This window comes from Nitrospirillum amazonense, assembly GCF_029594735.1.
GTDB lineage: Bacteria > Pseudomonadota > Alphaproteobacteria > Azospirillales > Azospirillaceae > Nitrospirillum > Nitrospirillum amazonense.
This window is the reverse complement of the sequence record NZ_JARPAF010000002.1, coordinates 864,476-884,863: the sequence shown is the minus strand read 5'-3', so window position 1 is coordinate 884,863 and position 20,388 is coordinate 864,476. Positions and strand designations below refer to the sequence as shown.

Below are 20,388 nucleotides of genomic sequence, written 5' to 3'. Positions count from 1 at the left end.
GAGAACCTCGACGGAAACCAACCTCAGTCGGCACCTCAAACCCAAGTCCGTTCCTGTCCCCCTCATCGCTGAAGGGACATTTTCAGAGCATGTTCTTAAGATACGTGGACAAGGCTGATTGCCTTTGTTGCGATCCAGATCGCAATGTCGGCACCGCCGCCCGCGTATCCCTTCTCGAATTCCGTTCACTTGTTCAAGAGCCTGGCGCCGCTCACGGCGCCGGACGACCAATCCGGCGTCAACCGGCGCTTCGTCGTCGCTTCATCGTGCGGCGTTCACCGCGTCGATGACCAAACATCTAGTCGCTCATCGCATCGCCGTCAAGTATCTTTTTTCATCTTCGTTCATTTTTTCAAATAAACGTCGACGCCACAGATACCAACCAAGCCATCATGTGGCTATTCGAGGAAACTCAACAAACTAAATGCGACCCATTTTGGCCATCTTCAGATCATTGTGTTCGCGACGAAGCCATCGTTACTGGCCGATGCAGCGTTAGATGTTTTCACTTTTCAGAGAACCATGTCGCCTTTACTGGCGACACCCAACCCGCCGTTCGATTGCTGGGCAACCGTCCTGGGGTCAGGGCGGCGGGTTATAGGGGAAGGTCCGGGGGCTGTAAAGCGCTTTCTTCACCCTTTTCGCTCCTCGGCCACTGAAGGCTGCCTTGAGCGAATTCGGCATGTCGCCGGCTTGAATTAGCTGGGCGGCCGCCAGGGGCATAAACTGGTGGCCCGCCTCACGCGCTCTGCTTCTTGGCGCCGAAGGTCGGGTTTTCCGACAGGTCGCCCTCATGCGGCACCACATCCAGGATTTCATAGCCCTGGGCGGCGGGGAAACGCAGCTGCGCCTTACGCCGAGCCCGCGTGAGGTCGCTGGCGAAGAAGAAGAAGTAGCGCCCCTCCTCCCACAGCTTCACCACCCGGGTGGGCTCCATGGGCAGGCCCTCGGTGCGGCGGATCAGGACGATCCAGCCGGTTTCCTGCAGGCCGCGCCGCTCATCCGTCACCAGAATGCGGCGGTCCACCGATTCCAGGCTGTTGACCTGGTCGGTCAGCCCTTTCACATGGCTGGTCAGTTCGGCCGACTCCACGTCATCGGCAGCGCTGGTCAGGCGCTGGGACAGGCTCTCCCGTGCCAGGGTCCGCACCTGCTGGCTCAGCACGAAGCGCCGGCGCTGCAGATCCTTAATGTTGCGGCGAGTGCGCTTGATCTGGCGCTGCGCCTTCTGGAAGGCGGGCTTCACGCCGATCAGGACGATCATCACGCCCAGGACGATGCCGAACCAGTTCACGGCGCCGCCTCCAGCGCCATGGTGGCCGGGTCGGTCAGCGCCACATCGGTGGGCAGGGACTGCGCATGGGTGATCTTGAAACCCAAGGTCCGGGGAAAGGCGCGCTCAAACTCCGCGCGCGCCTCTTCCATATTGGTGGCCCAGACATGGACCGGCACCGGCCGCGCCCAGCTGCTGTCGAAAAAGGCGTGCCGCTCCCCCCGTTTGACCTGGTGGGAGACGGAGCTGTTCATGACCAGGAATTCGAAGGGGCGGTTGGGCAGCAACTCATGCCCCAGGATGCGCACGAAACGGTGGGGCGACGCCTCCAGCTCCCGCACCTTCTTCTTGAGCTGGGCCTCCTGGCGCTGGGTGGAAAACAGGACGGTGGCGGCCCCGGCCGCCGTGGACTTGCGCGCCTCCACCCGGTCCGACAGCCCGCTGGCGATCCGCGCGTAGCGGGCAAGGCGTTGGCGCAGGCCGCTGACGTCGGCGGTATGCTCCAGCACCATGCTATAGACATGGGCGGCCAGGGACACGACCACGCTTATTCCGGCGGTGGCCAGAAAAACGAAAAGCCCGAACTCCAATATGGCGATAACGCCCTCGCCCACCCCAACGCCCCCTGGCGATGTTCTCAACCCCCAATACTGTAAATTATCCGGCGGCGGCAGCAAGCGATTATTTGAACCGGCCACTATAGTTAATGGCCGGTTCACGCGACTACATGAACAACGCTTCCTTTTCCAATCCCTTGTATAGTCCGGCCACCTGGGCACCATAGCCGTTGAATATCTGCGTAGGCACCGACTCATTGCTGCCCAGCAAACGCTCATGCGCCTGGGACCAGCGGGGATGGGGCACGGCCGGATTGACGTTGGCCCAGAAGCCGTATTCATCGGCATTCAACAGGGCCCAGAAGGTCTTGGGCTTCTTGTCGGTGAAGGTGATCCGCACGATGGACTTCACCGACTTGAAGCCATACTTCCACGGCAGGGTGAGGCGCAGCGGCGCGCCGTTCTGACCCTGCAAGGGCTTGCCGTAGAGGCCGGTGGAAATGAAGGCCAGGTCGTTCGTCGCCTCCGCCATCGTCAGGCCCTCGACATAGGGCCACGGATAGAAGGGTTGGCGCAGGCCGGGTGCGGCGTAGGTGTCGCGGCCAAAGGTCTGCAGCTCCACATAGGTCGCCGAGGACAGCGGCTTGGCGAAAGCCACCAGCTTGGCCAGCGGGAAGCCCATCCACGGCACCGCCATGGCCCAGGCCTCGACGCAACGGTGCCGGTAAAGGCGCTCCTCCACCGGCATGGCCTTCAGCAGATCATCGACGCCCAGGGTCAGGGGCTTTTCCACCATGCCGTCGATGCGCAGGGTCCAGGGACGTAGCGGCATCTTCTGCGCCGCCGTCACCACGTCCTTCGACGTGCCGAACTCATAGAAGTTGTTGTAGCTGGTGGCGGCGGCCTCCGGCGTCACCGGCCGATCCAGCGTATAGGCGGGGTTGCGCACCGGGGCGGCCACCGGGACATCCGCCGCCCGGGCGGTGCCCCCTAGGGCCAAGCCGCCGGCGATAGCGCCGGCGCCGGCCATGAGCGCGCGGCGGTTGATGTAGACCGATTCCGGCGTCGCCGCCGACTCCGGCAATTCCCAGTCACGCTTGGTCCTGATCAGCATGATGCCGTTCCCTTGTTTCCGTCGCACTGGCCGATGTCAGCCCATTCCCGGCGCCCCTTATAAAGAGGGAACGGCCGCGTCCATATCAAGGACCCAGCCGGCTATGGAATCGATAGACGGGTCCGCCGTGCCGCCGAATAGGCCCCGGACGCGCTTTTCACTCGACAGCCGGGCGGGGCGGGTGTGTCATCATGCCTCAGGAGGAAGCGGGTGCCCGGACTGGTTCCGGCCGCCGTTCCCCGGGCGCCAACAACGTTCCTGTCAGCCGCGTTTCCACCGCCAGCATCTCGTCAGTGCCCCTTTGCGTACCACGGCGCCCCCGGCCCGGCATGACCGCCCAGCACCAGGCCCCGGACAACGAGATCCGGAGGCTAAGGATGAGCAACGGCACAAGAACGGCGCCGCGGTGCGCGGCCCTGGTGGGGCCCTACCTCAGCGGCAAGACCACCCTGTTGGAAAGCCTGTTGATGGCCACGGGCCAGATCGCCCGCAAGGGCAGCGTGCAGGACGGCACCAGCGCCGGCGACGCCAGCGCCGAGGCCCGGGCGCGCCACATGAGCACGGAAGTGAGCGTCCACACCTGCGCGTACCTGGGCGACCCCTGGCACATCCTGGACTGTCCGGGTTCCATTGAGCTGGCGGGCGACGCCGCCCGCGCCCTGATGGTGGCCGACGTGGCCGTGGTGGTGTGCGAGCCGGTGCCGGACAAGGCCGCCATGCTGGCCCCCCTGCTGCGCTTCCTCGATGAGAACGCCATCCCCCACCTGCTGTTCGTGAACAAGGTGGACCAGATGGGCGGCGGCGACGTGCGCGTGGCCGATCTGATGACGGCGCTGGAAGGCGTGTCGCAGCGGCCCCTGGTGCTGCGCCAGGTGCCCATTCGCCAGGGACGGGCCGTCACCGGCTATGTCGACCTGGTGAGCGAGCGCGCCTACCGCTATTGCGCCGGCGCCAAGTCCGAGACGGTGCCCATGCCCGACGCCGTACTGTCGCGGGAGCGGGCCGCCCGCCAGGATTTGCTGGAGGCCCTGGCCGATTTCGACGACGCCCTGCTGGAGCAGTTGCTGGACGACGTGTCGCCGCCGCCAGCCGACGTGTACCGCCAGTTGAGCCGCGACTTGGCCGACGATCTGATCGTCCCTGTTTTCCTGGGCTCCGCCCAGAACGACCATGGCGTGCGCCGCCTGCTGAAGGCTCTGCGGCATGAGGCGCCGCCGGTGGGCATGACCGCCCGGCGGCTGGGGCTGGAGGGAAACGGGGTCCTGGTGCAACCGTTCCGCATCCACCACGCCCCGCACAGCGGCCGCCTGGCCTATTGCCGCGTCTGGCAGGGAGAGGTGACGGACGGCCAAACCCTGGGCCCCGACCGGGTGGGCGGCATCTTCGCCCTGGGCAGCGCCACCCCCGCCAGGATCACCGGCGCCGGACCGGGGGCGGTGGTGGCGCTGGCCAAGCTGGAGCATGCCCAGCCCGGCGCCCTGCTGTCCGCCAGGGGTGAGGCGGGCACGCCCCCGTCCTGGCCGGCGACGACGGAACCGGTGCACGCCCTGGCCGTGCGGGCGGAACAGCGGGCCGATGAGGTCAAGCTGACCGGTGCCCTGGCCAAGCTGCTGGACGAGGATCCGGGTTTGCGCCTGGAGATGGAGGGCGGGGAGATGGTGCTGTCCGGCCAGGGCACGGTGCATCTGGGCATCGCGCTGGACCGGCTGCGCGGCCGTTTTGGCCTGGGCGTCACCGGCCGGCCGCCGGCCGTGCCCTATCGCGAGAGCATCCGGCGCATGGTGGCGGAGCATGCCCGCTTCAAACGCCAGTCCGGCGGCCATGGCCAGTTCGCCGACGTGCAGCTGACGGTGACGCCGCTGGACCGCGGCGAAGGCTTCCGCTTCGAGGACAAGGTGGTGGGCGGCGCCATCCCCCGGTCCTTCATCCCAGCGGTGGAGGATGGCGCGCGCGAGGCCCTGGCCTGCGGCCCCCTGGGCTTCCCCGTGGTGGATGTGTCGGTCACCCTGACCGGCGGCCAGTTCCATGCCGTGGACAGCAGCGAGCAGGCCTTCCGCACCGCCGGCCGCATGGCCGTGCAGGAGGCTCTGACCAAGGCCGAACCGGTGTTGCTGGAACCCGTTCTGCTGGTCACGGTGGTCACACCCACCGAATTCACGGCCAAGGCGCAACGGCTGCTGAGCGGCCGGCGCGGGCAGATCCTGGGCTTCGACGTGCGCCCGGGCTGGTCCGGCTGGGACCAGGTGACGGCCTACGTTCCCCAGGCGGACATGGGTGACTTTATCGTCGACCTGCGGTCCCTGACCCTGGGCCTGGGCGGCTATACTGCCCGCTTCGACCACCTGACGGAACTGATGGGCCGCCTGGCCGACCGCGTGGTGGAAGGGCACCAGGCCGGATATGCCGCGCAATGAGGAAAGATTGGCGTTATAGTTAGCGATCGATAACTTGAACGACAGGGAGGGGCCGGTGGCGGACACAGTGTTCGAGCGCCAGATGGCCATGTACACGACCTACCATCGCGACAGCCGCAACAAGGCCACCCACGCCGTGGGCATTCCGGTGATCGTCTTTTCCGTGGTGCTGGCCTGTAGCCTGGTGCGCCTGGGCGCGGTGGCAGGCCTGGGAACGGTGACCTTGGGCCTTGCCCTGTCGGCCGTGGTCTGGGCGCTGTGGATCGCCCTGAACCGCCCCGTGGGCCTGGCGCTGGGCCTGCTGGTGGTGCCGTCGGTGCTGCTATCGGCCTGGCTGGTGGAACGGCTGTCCGTCGGCGCCGTGCAAGGTCTGGCCGGCGTCCTGTTCGTCGGCGGCTGGGCGCTGCAGCTGCTGGGCCATGTCTATGAGGGCCGAAAGCCGGCCCTGGTGGACAACCTGTTCCAGGCCCTGATCGGCCCTATGTTCGTGGCGACTGAGGCCCTGGTCGCCCTGGGCCTGGCCCCCGCCGGCCTGCACGAACGCATCGAACGGCAGGCGGCGCTGAGGTCCTGACCTTGAAACGAAAGGCGGCCCGGGCGGGGGCCGCCTTTCGCATAAGTACCGTTGATCGGCCGGTCAGCCTTCCAGCATGGCGCGCAGCATCCACGCGGTCTTCTCATGCACCTGCAGGCGCTGGGTCAGCAGGTCGCAGGTCGGCTCGTCGCTGGCGCTCTCGGCCACCGGGAAGATGGAGCGGGCGGTGCGGGCCACCGCCTCCTGGCCCTCGACCAGCTGCTGGATCATCTCTTCCGCCTTGGGCACGCCCCGCTCTTCCCGGATGACGGTCAGCTCGGCGAACTGAGCATAGGAACCCGGGGCCGGAAAGCCCAGGGCGCGGATGCGTTCCGCGATGTCATCCACCGCCACCGACAGCTCGGTGTACTGGGTCATGAACATGGTGTGCAGGGTGTTGAACATCGGCCCGGTAACGTTCCAATGGAAGTTATGGGTCTTCAGGTACAGCGTGTAGGTATCGGCCAGCAGGCGGCTGAGCCCCTCGGCGATGGCCTTGCGGTCCTGTTCGGAGATGCCGATGTCGATAGCCATTCTTGTTTCCTTCCGTTCTGGTCTGCCGGTCAAGGTAACCCCTTGGACAGTGGCGGGCAAGATAATTTAGAATTATTCTAAAATCCGCCGCCGCATCATTCCGCCCCCCGCTTCGTCTCCCGGGGTACCGGAATGCCGAGGCGGTTTGTCACCCCCGATGGACTTTTCCGGCACCTATGCTTAGGGAAAATGTCCACGGATCGGCGCGCGGATTGTGGCACACTTGCGCGTTGAAAAAACAACCTGCCTTCGAGGGGCGCTTTATGGGTTTCGCCGGCGGCACCGATCACGGTCGCGCGATAATGAAGACCGGCCGGCGGGCCGGCACCGCCCTGGGTTTCTGCTTAGTGGCTTGCCTGGCGCTGGCCCCCATGGTGCGCGCTGCCGCCGCCGACCTGACGGTCATGGTGGTCGACGGCGCCGGCCATCCCGTCGCCGACGCCGTGGTCACCGCCACACCGGACGGCCCCGCCCTGCCGCCCGCCACCCCGCCGTCGCCGCTGATCGTGGACCAGATCGACGAGACCTTCGTGCCCTATGTCATGGTGGTGCCCAGGGGCGGCACGGTCACCTTCCGCAACAGCGACCTGACCCGCCACCACGTCTATTCCTATTCCGAAGCCGCGAAGTTCGAGTTCGTGCTGTCGCCAGGACAGATCGGTCAGCGCAAGTTCGACCAGACCGGCATCGTGGCGCTGGGCTGCAACATCCATGACCATATGATCGCCCATCTGTATGTGACGGCCGCCCCCTTCGCCGCCGTCACGGGCAAGGATGGCAAGGCCGTGCTGGCCGGGCTGCCCGCGGCAGGCGTCGCCGTGGCCGCCTGGCAGCCGCGCCTGAAGCCCGGCGGCACGCCGCCGCAGCAGACCGTTGCCGCTTCGGCGCTGGGCACGCCGGTCACCTTGACCCTGCCCGCCCTGCTGCCCGACACCCGGCAGGGCGTCGACCCTGAACGCGGCGGTTACTAAGAAACGACAGGACGCGCCCCCGTGGCTCTCGGCTTTAGAAATCGACTGGTGTTGTTCCTGGTCGCCAGCCTGGCCGTCGTGCAGCTGGGCACCATGGTCATCCTGTACAGCGTGGCGCGCTCGGCCCTGATCGACACCGGCAAGCAGCAGCTGGTGACCAGCGCCCAGTCCTTCTCGCGCCATCTGGACACCTTGGCCGGCCATCTGGCGGAAGATGCCAAGATCATGTCGCTGGACTACGCCCTGCGCCAATCCATCGCCGTGCACGACAGCGGGACGGCCATCAGCGCGTTGCGCAACTTCGGCCGGCGCGTGGGCGCCAGCCGGATGCTGCTGATCGATCTGGACGGCACCATCGCCGCCGACACCGCCCGCCCGCGGGAACTGACCGGCCTGGGCCGTTTTGCCTTCCCCGACCTGCTGCCGCTGGCGGGCGAGTCCGGCCGGGCGGCGGCGTCCGGCGTCGTGGACGGCGTGCCCTACCGCCTGGTGGTGGTGCCTGTGCTGCTGCCTGACCCCATCGCCTGGATCTGCATCATGGTGCGGGTGGACGACCGCTTCGCGGAGGAGCTGCGCGCCCTTTCCCCCCTGCGCAAGGACATTGCCCTGGCCGGCCAAACGGCGCCCGAGGCGCCCTGGTCCGTGGTGGCCGCCGCCGGCGAGCCCATGGATCCGCTGGCGGGAATCGCCGCGCCCGGCCAGATGGCCGCCACCGAACCGCAGCTGCTGACCAAGCACGGCGCCGAATACCTGGTGCTGACCACGCCCATTCCCACCGCCCCGGGCAGCCTGCCCATGATGGCCGTGCTGCAATACCCGCTGGACGAGGCGCTGGCCCCCTATCGCAAGATCATGCTGTACATGGGCGCGCTGATGGCCGGCGGCCTGGTGGCGGCGCTGATCGGCATCGGTCTGATCGCGCGCGGCGTCACCCGCCCGGTGACGGCCCTGGCCGCCGTGGCCCGGCGCATCGCCGATGGCGACTACACCCCCCTGCCGCCCGTGCGCACCAGCGATGAGATCGGGCAGCTGACCACGGCCCTGGACGACATGGCCCAGGCCATCGCCGACCGTGAGGAGCATATTCGCCACCAGTCGCTGCATGACGCCATCACCGGCCTGCCCAACCGCCTGAATTTGGAGGAACAGGTGGACCAGGCCATCGACCAGGGCCACGGCGTGGCCCTGCTGCTGGTGGGCTTGGACCGCTTGCGCGAGGTGACCAACACCCTGGGCCACGACCTGGCGGACCGCGTCGCCCGTGACGCCGGCGACCGCCTGGCCCGCACCCTGGCCGTCAACGGCGCCGGCGACGCGGTGATCGCCCGGGTGTCGGAACACGGCTTCGCCATCCTGCTGGTGGATCGCGACGCCGCGGCCGCCCAGGCGCTGGCCCCCACCCTGGTGGCCGCCTTCGATGCGCCCTACAGCGAGGCGCCCTATGGCGAGGCGGAGGTGACCGTGGACCTGGCGGCCGGCGTGGGCATCGCCGTCTACCCCGACCCCACCCCCGGCGCACCGCCATCCGACACCGCCAGCATTCTGCTGCGCCACGCCGACGTGGCGATGCTGAATGCCCGCGCGGCCGAGCCTTATGTCCGCCTCTATGACCATGCCGCTGATCCGCATCGGCCGGAGCGGCTGTCGCTGATGGGCGATCTGAAGGTCGCTATTGAGCAGGACGCCCTGGAACTGGCCTATCAGCCCAAGCTGGAGCCGCAGACCGGCCGCGTGGTGGGGGCGGAGGCGCTGGTGCGCTGGACGCATCCCCGCCGCGGCTTCGTCCCGCCTGACAGCTTCATCCCCCTGGCGGAAGAGACGGGCGCCATCCGCCACCTGACCCGCTGGGGCTTGCGCCGCGCCCTGCGCCAGTCCGCCGCCTGGGCGGCGGCGGGCCAGGATCTGCGCATGTCCGTCAACCTGTCGGTCCGCGACCTGGGTGACGCCAGCCTGCCGGATCGCATCGACGCGCTGCTGGCGGAGACCGGCCTGAACGCGGACCGCCTGATGCTGGAGATCACCGAAAGCGCCATCATGGGTGAGCCGGAGGCCGCCATCGCGATGCTGCGCCGCCTGGCCGACCGGGGGGTGGAGCTGTCCATCGACGATTTCGGTGTGGGCCAGTCATCCTTCGCCTATCTGCGCCGCCTGCCGGTGCGGGAGATCAAGATCGACCGCTCCTTCGTCAAGGCGCTGGATGAGACGGCGGAGGACCAGGCCATCGTCCGCTCCATCATCGAACTTGGTCACAACCTGGGCTACAAGGTCACGGCGGAGGGCGTGGAGAACGGCGCCAGCCTGAACCTGCTGGCGGAGATGGGGTGCGACCTGGCCCAGGGCTATTACATCGCCCGCCCCCTCATGCCCGGCGCCTTTGCCGACTTCCTGGCCAGCCACGCGGCCGGCGAGATCCCCTGGCAGGCCACCCTGCGGGAGGCGCACGCATGAGCCAGCGCATCGGCGTACGGCCTTTCCTTCTGGCCGCCGGTGCGATGCTGCTGGCCGCGCCTCCCACCCAAGCGGCGGACGGCTTTCCGGATATCGAGTTCCACGGCCTGCTGGATGCGCGGGTGGCGCGGACCCCCGATGACCGCAGCACCTTCGACGGCGGCCTGGGCAAGCTGCGTACCGGTGGCGACCCGGGAGCGCGCACCACAACGCTGGAAGAGGCGTCGCTGATGGCGACCGCCCACCTGATCCCTGGCCTTGACGTCTACACCCATGTTCGGGCGGAGGGGGAGCAGCGCACGGCGGTGGACATCATCGAGGCCTTCGTCCGCTGGCGCCCCGCGCCCACCGGGCCCTTGTCCTGGCAGCTGAAGGCCGGCGCCTTCTTCCCGCCCATCTCCCTGGAAAACGACGGCATCGCCTGGACCAGCCGCTACACCCTGACGCCTAGCGCCATCAACAGCTGGGTAGGGGAGGAACTGCGCACCGAAGGGTCGGAGGTCACGCTCACCTGGCGGCCGGACGGACCGGGCGGCAGCCGTTTCGACCTCATCGGCGCCGTCTTCGCCGGCAATGACGGCACGGGCGAGATGCTGGACTATCGCGGCTGGGCCTTGATCGAGCGGCCGGCCGGCCTGCTGGACAAGTTGCGCCTGCCGGACGAGGTGCCCAAGCACCAGCACCGCAGCCCGCCCGCCAGCTTCCAGCCCTTCGCGGAGATCGACCACCAGCCGGGCTTTTATGTCGGCGGGCGTTGGACTGACCCGCTGGGGGGCGAGCTGTCCTACCTGCACTGGGACAACCGGGGCGACCCCAGCGTCACCAACGGCAAGGGCTACGCCTGGGACACCGACTTCGACAGTGTCGGCTACAGGATCACGCCGGCACAGGGCCTGACCCTGCTGGCCCAGGCCATGCGCGGTGGCACCAGCATCTACCCCACCGCCGCCAGTGAGAGCGATGGCCACTTCCAGGCGCTTTACCTGCTGGCCAGCCAGGAATGGGGCCGATTCCGCCTCAGCGGGCGCTTCGACGCCTTCGGCACGCACGAGGATACGCCCGTCACCACCCGCCCCCATTTCGATGAGCACGGCAAAGCCTACACCGCCGCCATGTCGTACCGCCCCCTGGCCTGGATGCGCTGGACCTTGGAATGGGTGCATGTCGATAGCCGCCGGCAGCAGCGCCTGAACGTCGACCTGCCCATCGAGGCGCACGAAAACCAGGCGCAGCTAGGCGTCCGGCTGTTCTTCTGAGGACACCCCTGCATCAGACAGCGAAAGCCGGCTCCGCCAAGCGCAGGGCGTGGACACGCACGTCGGCCGGCCAGCCCCGGCTGTGGGCCTCCAGCCCCAGGCGATCGCCGGCGAACAGGGCGCGCGCCGCCTCCTCAAAGCCGGTGCGGTCGCCGGCCATGGTGGACATGAAGCGGTAGGCGGCCTCTTGCGCCTGGCGCACACGGTCGGCGCCTTCGTTGGCGTGGCGGGCGGCGTCCACCAGCTTGCGCAGGGCGACGGAGGCCCCGCCCGGCTGGCTGTTCAGCCATTCCCAATGGCGGGGCAGCAGCGTGACCTCGCGCGCCACCACGCCCAGCTTGGGACGGCCCGGCCGGGCGGGTGCCGGTGCCAGGTCAGCCGGGAACACCGGCGCCAGGCGGCCGCGCACCGCCTCCACAGGCCCGCGCAAATCCACATCCACGGCCCGGCCCGTCGCCTCGTTGAAGATGAAGATCAGGCCGTCGTCGCCCGCGTCCTGCGCCGCCTTGGCCGCCAGCGCCGCCTCCACCAGCGTGCCGGTGGCAAGAAAGCGGGTACCCGCGAAAGCGGTGCAGCGCATGTGCGGATCCAGGCCCATCACGTCCTCCATTCCCATGAACGACGCGATACCTAGGCCCGAAGGATATGAAAGTCAATAATACCCGGGTAAAATAAGTTACGGACCTTTACGCCGCCGTCCACCAGGCTTGCTGCCGGCCGGGCGGCCGGCAGGGATGGGCGCCTTGATGTTGGACCTCTCGCCCACCGTGCTGGCGCGACCCTTTTCACCCATGGCGCTGGCCCGCAGGGGAGTGGCGCCGGGATCCAGACCCAGGTCGATCGCCTCCAGCCGGCGGATCTCGTCGCGGATGCGGGCGGCCTCCTCGAACTCCAGGTCGGCGGCGGCGGTGCGCATCTTCTTTTCCAGGTCGGCGATGGCGGCCTTGAGGTTGTGGCCCACCAGGCTGCCCTCTTCGGCGAAGCCGGTGTTCACGTTCACCCGGTCGCCGCGCTCGTAGACCGAATTCAGCACGTCGGCGATCTGCTTCTTCACCGATTCCGGGGTGATGCCGTGGGCCTCGTTATAGGCGCGCTGCTTCTCCCGGCGGCGGCTGGTTTCCTCCAGCGCCGCCGCCATGCTGGCCGTGGTCTTGTCGGCGTACAGGATGGCACGGCCATCGACGTTGCGCGCCGCGCGGCCGATGGTCTGGATCAGCGAGGTGCGGGAGCGCAGATAGCCTTCCTTGTCCGCGTCCAGGACGGCGACCAGGCCGCACTCGGGAATGTCCAGGCCTTCGCGCAGCAGGTTGATGCCGATCAGCACGTCGAAGGCGCCAAGGCGCAGGTCGCGGATGATCTCGATACGCTCTAACGTTTCGACGTCGGAATGAATGTAGCGGACCTTGATGCCCGCCTCGTGCATATAGTCGGTCAGTGCCTCCGCCATCTTCTTTGTCAGGGTGGTGACCAGGACGCGCTGGCCCTTGGCGATGCACTCGCGACACTCCGCCATCACATCGTCCACCTGGGTCTCGGTGGGCCGGATGATGACCTCGGGGTCGATCAGGCCGGTGGGCCGCACCACCTGTTCCACGAAGACGCCGCCCGTCCGCTCCATCTCCCAGGGGCCGGGGGTGGCGGAGACGAAGACGGACTGGGGCCGCATGGCGTCCCATTCCTCGAACTTCAGGGGGCGGTTGTCGATGCAGGCCGGCAGGCGGAAGCCATAGTCCGACAGCGTCGACTTGCGCATGTAGTCGCCCTTATACATGCCGCCCACCTGGGGCACCATGACGTGGCTCTCATCCACGATCAGCAGAGCATCCGGCGGCAGGTATTCGAACAGGGTGGGCGGCGGCTCCCCCGGCGCACGGCCCGACAGGTAGCGGGAATAGTTCTCGATGCCGGCGCACGAGCCGGTGGCCACCATCATCTCGATATCGAAGGTCGTGCGCTGCTCCAGCCGCTGGGCCTCCAGCAGCTTGCCTTGCGCCGAGAACTCCTCCAGCCGCAGCTTCAGGTCGCGCTTCATCTGCTCCACCGCCTGCAGCAGGGTGGGCTTGGGCGTGACGTAGTGGCTGTTGGCGTAGATGCGCACCTCCTTCAGGCTGGCGATCTTCTCGCCCGTCAGGGGGTCGATCTCCTGGATGGCCTCCAGCTCATCCCCGAACAGGGAGAAGCGCCAGGCGCGATCCTCCATGTGGGCGGGGAACAGCTCTATGGTATCGCCGCGCACGCGGAAGGAGCCGCGGCCGAAACCGACGTCGTTGCGCCGGTATTGCAGTTCCACCAGCCGCTGCAGGAAATGGGTGCGGTTCAGCACGTGCCCCACCTTCACCGGCAGGGTCATCTCCGAATAAGTCTCGACCGAGCCGATACCGTAGATGCACGACACCGAGGCCACGATGATGCAATCGCGCCGTTCCAGCAGCGACCGCGTGGCGGCATGGCGCATGCGGTCGATCTGCTCATTGATCGAGCTTTCCTTCTCGATATAGGTGTCGGTGCGGGGGACGTAGGCCTCGGGCTGGTAATAGTCGTAATAGCTGACGAAGTACTCCACCGCGTTGTCGGGGAAGAAGCTCTTCATCTCGCCATACAGCTGGGCCGCCAGCGTCTTGTTGGGCGCCAGGATCAGGGTGGGACGCTGCAGCCGTTCGATGACGTGCGCCATCGTGAAGGTCTTGCCGGAGCCGGTCACGCCCAGCAGCACCTGATCGCGTTCCCCCGTGTGGATGCCCTCCAGCAATTCCTTGATGGCCTGCGGCTGGTCGCCGGCCGGCTGGAATTCAGACTGGATGCGCAAGGGGACGCCGTCCATGGCCGGCGGCAGGGCGCTGCCCCGCGGCATGGTCATGGGCAACGGCAGGTTGGGTTCGATCGTGTGGGCATCGTGCGGCATGGCCTCAAGGTAGGCTGCGTCGTGCCACTTTTCCAGGCCGCTTGGCGGCTTTTGCGGGGGGCAGCCCTTTCGCGCCCCCCTCCTCGTCGCGCCCGGCGTTGCTGGCGTTGGCACCGCTGCGCGCCAGCGCCTTGGACAGGGGCTCCCACGCCGCGGCCATGGCCTCGCTTTCCGTCCCGTCCTCGCGCGCCATGGACTTCAGCGTGGCCAGGAAGTCACTGGCCAGACAGGCGGTGTTGGGCACGCCGCTGGTGAACTCGGTTCCGTCAGGGAACACCACCAGCACGCGCAGGCGCACCATGGGGAAGCGCGCCTTCATGATGTGAATCAGCGGCTGGACCTGAACCACCGGGTTCACGAAGAAGCCGACCCGGCCGCTGGCCGCCAGATAGCGCCACTGCCCCGCCTTGGTCTGGGCGCTGATGCGGCCGCCCATGTCGGCCGGCGCGCTCATCACCATCAGCACGCTGGCCGGCAGGCGGATCAGGTGGTCGACACGCAGCGCCTTGCCCTGCTTGTCCCGGATGTAGATGCCATGCACCACGGAATAGCCGGCGTCGTCCAGCGCCAGCTTGCGCCGGTAGGCCTCGGCGTTGTAGCGCCGGCGCGACAGGGTGCGGGTCTTGGGCCGCAGGGCCCACATCACCACCAGCATGAGCACGATGATGACGAGCGCCACCGTGCCGATGGTGACCATCTGGCTGACGCCCATGAGCTGGGGGGCCTGATCGCTGATATCTTGCGCCATGCCGGTTGATTACCCCATCCGCGCCCAACCTGTCATCCCGGGCGCTCGGCCAGCCGCGCATCTTAATGTCGCGGGTCCCCCGGCGGGGCAGGCGCGGCATGCGCGGGCTGCGGTTGTGCCCATTTTTTGCCGGGCGTAAGGTCCGCCGCGGATTTTCCTTTCCCAACAAGGGTAGCCGTCATGTCGATCGTTGCCGAGCGTCTCGCCCGGATTAAACCGTCCCAGACCATCGCCGTCACCGCCAAGGCCCGCGCGCTGAAGGCCGCCGGCCGCGATATCATCGGCCTGGGCGCCGGCGAACCGGATTTCGACACGCCCGACAACATCAAGCAGGCCGCCATCCGCGCCATTCAGCAGGGGCAGACCAAGTACACCGACGTCGACGGCACGCCGGAGCTGAAGCGCGCCGTCTGCCTGAAGTTCAAGCGCGAGAACGGCCTGGACTACAAGCCGGAGCAGGTGAGCGTCGGCACCGGCGGCAAGCAGGTGATCTTCAACGCCATGATGGCCACCCTGTCGCCCGGCGATGAGGTCATCATCCCCGCCCCCTACTGGGTCAGCTACCCGGACATCGTGCTGATGGCCGAGGGCACCCCGGTGTTCGTGGAGTGCGGAGCCGAGAGCGGCTTCAAGATGCGTGCCGATCAGCTGGAGCGCGCCATCACCCCGCGCACCAAGTGGGTCATGCTGAACAGCCCGTCCAATCCGTCGGGTGCCGCCTACACCTATGACGAGATGAAGGCCCTGACCGACGTGCTGGTGCGCCACCCGCACGTCTGGGTGTTCACCGACGACATGTACGAGCACTTGGTCTACGACGGCTTCACCTTCGTGACCCCGGCCCAGGTGGAACCGGCCCTGTACGACCGCACCCTGACGGTCAACGGCGTGTCCAAGGCCTATGCCATGACCGGCTGGCGCATCGGCTACGGCGCCGGCCCCGTCCAGCTGATCAAGGCCATGGCGAACGTGCAGAGCCAGTCCACCAGCAACCCGTCGTCCATCAGCCAGGCGGCGGCGGTGGAGGCCCTGGTGGGCCCGCAGGACTTCATCAAGGAACGCGCCGAGGTCTTCCGCCAGCGCCGCGACCTGGTGGTGTCGATGCTGAACCAGGCCGCCGGCATCCACTGCCCCCGGCCCGAGGGCGCCTTCTATGTCTATCCGTCCTGCGCCGGCACCCTGGGCAAGACCACGCCCGCCGGCGCCGTGCTGAACACGGACGAGGACTTCGTGACCTATCTGCTGGAATCGGAAGGTGTGGCGGTGGTCCAGGGCAGCGCCTTCGGCCTGGCCCCGCACTTCCGCATCAGCTATGCGACCTCGACCGAGGCGCTGGAGGAAGCCTGCCGCCGCATCCAACGGGCGACCGCCGCCCTGCGCTGAGCATCGGCTTCATAGCGAACGGCAACGGCCGCTCCAGCGATGGGGCGGCCGTTTCTATTTCCACCGGGCCCGGCTGGCAGGCCCGGCCCGCCGACCTATTTGGGACTCCAACGCGGGCTATCCGGCGATTCCGCCGGGGTGCGCAGGGGCTGGGCCAGGACGACCACCCAGATGTAGGCGTCGTTGGGGCCGTTGGGCGCGGGGTTGGCCACACGGGCCACGCCCACGTCGGTCATGCCCGGGGTGGCCAGGGCGCCAACGGTGGAGCCGGTGTCCTGCCAGATGGCCAGTGGCTGGCCGGGGTCCCCCGACGCCCGCGCCTCCAGCGCGATATCCTGCATGGGGACGTACAGCGAGTGGATCAGGCCCTGGCGCAGGTCCGGCGTCTGCGTCCCGCTGGCCAGCGCCATGGCCCGGGCGGCGGCGGCGTCATCCAGCACCGGCTGGCGGCTGAGCGCCGGCAGCCCGGCCTGGATGCGCGTCTTCTGCAGGAAGTCGACCAGCGTCTCCGCCGCCTGTCGGTCAGCGGCGTTCATCGTGACGGGCGTGCCGGCGGGGACGGCCGCCACCGCCTGGTTGAACAGAACATCCACCGCACCACCCGACGCCAGCAGGGCGGTCGTGAGCATCAGGGTCTTCAGGACGCGCATGGGGTACTCCATTCTTATTTGTCGTGTTGGGCGGCCCCACCGTCGGCGGGAATACCAGCCATCGCCGATCGCGATCTAAACCCAGCTTAGGATGTGAGTGTGGCGGAAAATCGACCATGGGTGGCAAGGCATACTTGCGTATGAGCTTGGTCCGCCTTGGTGATTCTTTCCCGGCGTTCAAGTCCGCCCCAGGGAATCCGTCGAAAACGGCGTGCGCGCCAAGTTTTACACAACGGCCGGACGCGGTCGGGGCCCAACCCTGTCAATCCCTTTTTTGCCTATAATGAACTATTTGTTAGATATTGACAGACCATGTTTCCATAAAAATCAATATGTTAGTGTTTTGTGCCTATTTTATAGGCAAAATCCTGAAAGCCTTGCGGCGCCTGCGTCGGCACACGCTATCAAAGGCTTTTCCGCAAACTTATCCACAGCTTCCGTGGACTACGGCAGCGTTTTCCCCACCCCCTCGGACGGGGGATGATTCGTTCCCCTTTACCCCGGAAGCGATAGGGGAGACCGGACGTTTTCCAGCCGGGCCGCCGCACAACCGGGGGAGCGCGAACGCGACGCGATGGCCATTGACCCGAGGCCGGCAATGGGCAGAGTGTCCGCCCCATGGCCATGACCGACACCACCCCCGACACACCTGTTGAAACGCCCGAGCCCGTCCCCGCCGAAGCGGTGCCGGCCGAGGCGGTGCCCTCAGGGGCCACACCACCTGAGGCCGCACCACCAGAGGCCACCCCAAAGGTGCGCCGCCGCACGGTGGCCGACCTGAACCGGGGCGTGGAGACCATCAAGGCCTACCTGCGCACCCTGCCGGTGACGCCCGGCGTCTACCGCATGATGAACGAGGGCGGCGACGTCCTGTATGTGGGCAAGGCGCGCAACCTGAAACGCCGAGTGGCCAACTACACCGTGCCGGCCAAGCTGCCGGTGCGGCTGCAGCGCATGGTGGCCGAGACGGTAACCATGGAGTTCGTCACGACCCATACCGAGGTCGAGGCGCTGCTGCTGGAATCCAACCTGATCAAGCGTCTCATGCCGCGGTACAACGTGCTGCTGCGCGATGACAAAACCTTCCCCCACATCATGATCACCCGGGATCATGACTACCCGGCCCTGATCAAGCACCGGGGCGCGCGGGACCGGGCCGGCGACTATTTCGGGCCCTTCGCCTCGGCCGGCGCGGTCAACCGCACCATCACCGCCCTGCAGCGCGCCTTCCTGCTGCGCAACTGCACCGACAGCGTCTTTTCCACCCGCACCCGCCCCTGCCTGCAGTTCCAGATCAAGCGCTGCACCGCCCCTTGCGTCGGCCGCGTCAACCGCGCGCAGTATGGCGAGCAGGTGGACGAGGCAGCGGCCTTCCTGGCGGGCAAGAGCCGCGACATCCAGACCCGCATGGCCACCGCCATGATGGAGGCGTCCGAGGCGCTGGACTTCGAGACCGCCGCCAAGATGCGCGACCGCATCCGGGCGCTGACCGCCATCCAGGCCCATCAGGACATCAATGTCGAGGGCATGGAGGACGCCGACATCATCGCCGCCTACCAGGACGGGGGCAGCACCTGCATCCAGGTGTTCTTCTTCCGCGGCGGGCGCAACAACGGCAACCGCGCCTACTTCCCCAGCCATGACAAGAACCAGGGCACAGCGGAGGTGCTGTCCGCCTTCATCGCCCAGTTCTACGACAACCGCGCCGCCCCCGGCCTGGTGCTGATCAGCGAAGACGCGGAGGAGCAGGAGCTGCTGGCCGAGGCCCTGACCTTGCGGGCCGGCCGCAAGGTGGAGCTGGCCGTGCCCAAGCGCGGCGACAAGAAGCGCCTGATGGACCACGCCCTGACCAACGCGCGCGAGGCCCACGGCCGCCGCCTGTCGGAAACGGGCAGCCAGGCCAAGCTGTTGGCCGGCGTGGCCGAGCTGTTCGGGCTAGAGGCGCCGCCCACCCGCATCGAGATCTACGACAACAGCCACATCCAGGGCGCCCACCCCATCGGTGGCATGGTGGTGGCGGGGCCCGACGGCTTCATCAAGAACGCCTACCGCAAGTTCAACATCCGCGACCCCAAGGCCGCGGGCGACGACTTCGCCATGATGCGCGAGGTGCTGACCCGCCGCTTCGAGCGCGCGCTGAAGGAAGATCCGGAGCGCACGGGCGACACTTGGCCGGACTTGCTGCTGATCGATGGCGGCGAGGGCCAGCTGGGCGTGGTGGTGGAGGTGCTGGCCGAGCTGGGCCTGTCCGACATCGCCCTGGTGGGCATCGCCAAGGGCCCCGACCGCGACGCGGGGCGCGAGCGTTTCTTCATGCCGGGCCGGGCGCCCTTCGGCATGGATCCGCGCGACCCCGTGCTCTATTTCCTGCAGCGCCTGCGCGACGAGGCCCACCGCTGGGCCATCGGCAGCCATCGCCAGCGTCGGGAAAAGGCCATCAGCGCCAGCCCGCTGGACGAGGTGGCGGGCATTGGACCCAAGCGCAAGAAGGCCCTGTTGCTGCATTTCGGCTCCGCCCAGGCCGTTTCGCGCGCAGGACTGGCCGACTTGCGCGCGGTGGACGGGATATCGGACGCCGTGGCCAAAATCATCTATGACCACTTCCATCCGGACGGCTAAACTCCACCTTCAAGAGACCGCCGCCCCGCCGTGCCGCCTGAAATCGCCGGACCGCTTCATGCTGACCAGCCTGCCCAACCTGTTGACCCTGTCGCGGATCGCGCTGATTCCCGTCATCCTGGCCCTGCTGTGGTTCCCGGCGACGTGGACGGCGTGGACTGCCGCCGGGCTGTTCGCCCTGGCCGGCATCACCGACTATTTTGACGGCTACCTGGCGCGGGCGTGGCACGAAGAATCCATCATCGGCCGCTTCCTGGACCCCATTGCCGACAAGCTGCTGGTGGCGGCGGTGCTGTTCCTGCTGGTGGCCGACCACAAAATCGCCGGCCATGCGGTGCTGCCAGCCGTCATCATCCTGCTGCGCGAGGTGATGGTGTCGGGCCTGCGGGAGTTCCTGGCCGGCCTGCGCGTGGGCGTTCCGGTCTCGCGCCTGGCCAAGTGGAAGACCGCTATCCAGCTGATGGCCATCGGCTGGCTGATCGTGGGCGACCATGGCCCCGACTGGCTGTATGTCCGCCCCATCGGGGAGGTCGGCCTGTGGGCCGCCGCAGTGCTGACCCTGATCACCGGCTGGGATTATCTGCGCGCCGGCCTGCGCCACATGCTAGCCCCGGTGGGCGCCCCCACCCAGGTGGAGCCGGCGGCGCCTAAGGCGCCGGCCGCCACCCCTGTGCGCACGGGGGCCTGACCGCCATGCGCATCCTCTATTTCGCCTGGCTGCGCGCCAAGATCGGCACCGCGGAGGAAGAGGTGGCGCCGCCCGCCGATGTGGCCACCACCGGTGACCTGATCACCTGGCTGCAGTCGCGCGGGCCCCACTATGCCGACGCGCTGGCCAACCGCGCGGTGGTCAAGGTGGCGGTGAACCAGGATTATGTTGGCATGGACCACCCCCTGGCGCCGGGGGATGAGGTCGCCCTGTTCCCGCCCGTGACCGGGGGCTGA

General features: G+C 67.6%; 17 protein-coding genes. 9 read left to right on the top strand and 8 right to left on the bottom strand.

Annotation, left to right across the window (positions count from 1 at the left end; translation table 11 throughout):
* Positions 1 to 739: 739 nt before the first annotated feature.
* The 3 genes from P5F91_RS10175 to msrP form a co-directional block, all read right to left on the bottom strand.
* A complete protein-coding gene (locus P5F91_RS10175; RefSeq protein ID WP_145613545.1) occupies positions 740 to 1,294 on the bottom strand; it encodes a hypothetical protein in 555 nt (184 codons plus the stop codon).
* The gene (locus P5F91_RS10170; protein ID WP_277907136.1) at positions 1,291 to 1,818 is read right to left on the bottom strand and encodes a hypothetical protein; all 528 of its coding nucleotides are present in this window, start codon (positions 1,816 to 1,818) and stop codon (positions 1,291 to 1,293) included. The genes P5F91_RS10175 and P5F91_RS10170 overlap by 4 nt, the downstream gene beginning before the upstream one ends.
* A 178-nt stretch (positions 1,819 to 1,996) precedes the next feature.
* A complete protein-coding gene (msrP, locus tag P5F91_RS10165) occupies positions 1,997 to 2,944 on the bottom strand; it encodes a protein-methionine-sulfoxide reductase catalytic subunit MsrP (protein ID WP_145613547.1) in 948 nt (315 codons plus the stop codon).
* A gap of 377 nt (positions 2,945 to 3,321) precedes the next feature.
* Here msrP and P5F91_RS10160 point away from each other — a divergent pair, with 377 nt between their 5' ends.
* Complete coding sequence (locus P5F91_RS10160; RefSeq protein ID WP_277907135.1) at positions 3,322 to 5,358, top strand: elongation factor G; 2,037 nt, start codon at positions 3,322 to 3,324, stop codon at positions 5,356 to 5,358.
* 55 nt (positions 5,359 to 5,413) lie between these two features.
* Positions 5,414 to 5,932 (top strand): Mpo1 family 2-hydroxy fatty acid dioxygenase, encoded by a 519-nt coding sequence (locus tag P5F91_RS10155; protein WP_145613549.1) that lies wholly within the window; start codon positions 5,414 to 5,416, stop codon positions 5,930 to 5,932.
* A gap of 63 nt (positions 5,933 to 5,995) precedes the next feature.
* Here the strand turns inward: P5F91_RS10155 and P5F91_RS10150 are convergent, their stop codons facing one another.
* A complete protein-coding gene (locus P5F91_RS10150; RefSeq protein ID WP_145613550.1) occupies positions 5,996 to 6,466 on the bottom strand; it encodes a Dps family protein in 471 nt (156 codons plus the stop codon).
* A 263-nt stretch (positions 6,467 to 6,729) separates the two neighbouring features.
* On the opposite strand from P5F91_RS10150, the gene P5F91_RS10145 reads away from it, so the two are divergent.
* From P5F91_RS10145 to P5F91_RS10135, 3 genes are read left to right on the top strand one after another with little or no spacing between them, the layout of a single operon-like run.
* Positions 6,730 to 7,437, top strand: coding sequence for a cupredoxin domain-containing protein (locus tag P5F91_RS10145; protein ID WP_145613551.1), 708 nt, complete (start codon positions 6,730 to 6,732; stop codon positions 7,435 to 7,437).
* Positions 7,438 to 7,485: 48 nt separating this feature from the next.
* The gene (locus tag P5F91_RS10140) at positions 7,486 to 9,885 is read left to right on the top strand and encodes a putative bifunctional diguanylate cyclase/phosphodiesterase (protein WP_277907134.1); all 2,400 of its coding nucleotides are present in this window, start codon (positions 7,486 to 7,488) and stop codon (positions 9,883 to 9,885) included.
* On the top strand, positions 9,882 to 11,141 hold the full coding sequence (locus tag P5F91_RS10135; protein WP_145613553.1) for a hypothetical protein: 1,260 nt from the start codon (positions 9,882 to 9,884) through the stop codon (positions 11,139 to 11,141). The genes P5F91_RS10140 and P5F91_RS10135 overlap by 4 nt, the downstream gene beginning before the upstream one ends.
* 13 nt (positions 11,142 to 11,154) lie before the next feature.
* On the opposite strand, the gene P5F91_RS10130 is transcribed toward P5F91_RS10135, so the two are convergent.
* The 3 genes from P5F91_RS10130 to P5F91_RS10120 form a co-directional block, all read right to left on the bottom strand.
* Positions 11,155 to 11,739 carry a DUF2239 family protein gene (locus P5F91_RS10130; protein WP_145613554.1) on the bottom strand — a complete coding sequence of 195 codons (585 nt, stop codon included), beginning with the start codon at positions 11,737 to 11,739 and terminating at the stop codon, positions 11,155 to 11,157.
* A gap of 78 nt (positions 11,740 to 11,817) precedes the next feature.
* Positions 11,818 to 13,998: an excinuclease ABC subunit UvrB gene (uvrB, locus tag P5F91_RS10125; RefSeq protein WP_422394475.1), complete on the bottom strand. Its 2,181-nt coding sequence runs from the start codon at positions 13,996 to 13,998 to the stop codon at positions 11,818 to 11,820.
* 49 nt (positions 13,999 to 14,047) lie between these two features.
* The gene (locus tag P5F91_RS10120; RefSeq protein WP_145613556.1) at positions 14,048 to 14,791 is read right to left on the bottom strand and encodes an NERD domain-containing protein; all 744 of its coding nucleotides are present in this window, start codon (positions 14,789 to 14,791) and stop codon (positions 14,048 to 14,050) included.
* Positions 14,792 to 14,971: 180 nt separating this feature from the next.
* Between P5F91_RS10120 and P5F91_RS10115 the strand changes: the two genes are divergently transcribed.
* Positions 14,972 to 16,174 (top strand): pyridoxal phosphate-dependent aminotransferase, encoded by a 1,203-nt coding sequence (locus tag P5F91_RS10115; RefSeq protein WP_145613557.1) that lies wholly within the window; start codon positions 14,972 to 14,974, stop codon positions 16,172 to 16,174.
* A 95-nt stretch (positions 16,175 to 16,269) separates the two neighbouring features.
* Here P5F91_RS10115 and P5F91_RS10110 read toward each other — a convergent pair whose 3' ends face one another.
* Positions 16,270 to 16,824: a hypothetical protein gene (locus P5F91_RS10110; protein WP_145613558.1), complete on the bottom strand. Its 555-nt coding sequence runs from the start codon at positions 16,822 to 16,824 to the stop codon at positions 16,270 to 16,272.
* Between the two features lie 624 nt (positions 16,825 to 17,448).
* Here P5F91_RS10110 and uvrC point away from each other — a divergent pair.
* From uvrC to moaD, 3 genes are read left to right on the top strand one after another with little or no spacing between them, the layout of a single operon-like run.
* Positions 17,449 to 19,443, top strand: coding sequence for an excinuclease ABC subunit UvrC (gene uvrC, locus P5F91_RS10105; RefSeq protein WP_145613618.1), 1,995 nt, complete (start codon positions 17,449 to 17,451; stop codon positions 19,441 to 19,443).
* A gap of 58 nt (positions 19,444 to 19,501) precedes the next feature.
* Complete coding sequence (gene pgsA / locus P5F91_RS10100) at positions 19,502 to 20,131, top strand: CDP-diacylglycerol--glycerol-3-phosphate 3-phosphatidyltransferase (protein WP_145613559.1); 630 nt, start codon at positions 19,502 to 19,504, stop codon at positions 20,129 to 20,131.
* Between the two features lie 5 nt (positions 20,132 to 20,136).
* Positions 20,137 to 20,388 (top strand): molybdopterin converting factor subunit 1, encoded by a 252-nt coding sequence (gene moaD, locus P5F91_RS10095; RefSeq protein ID WP_277907133.1) that lies wholly within the window; start codon positions 20,137 to 20,139, stop codon positions 20,386 to 20,388.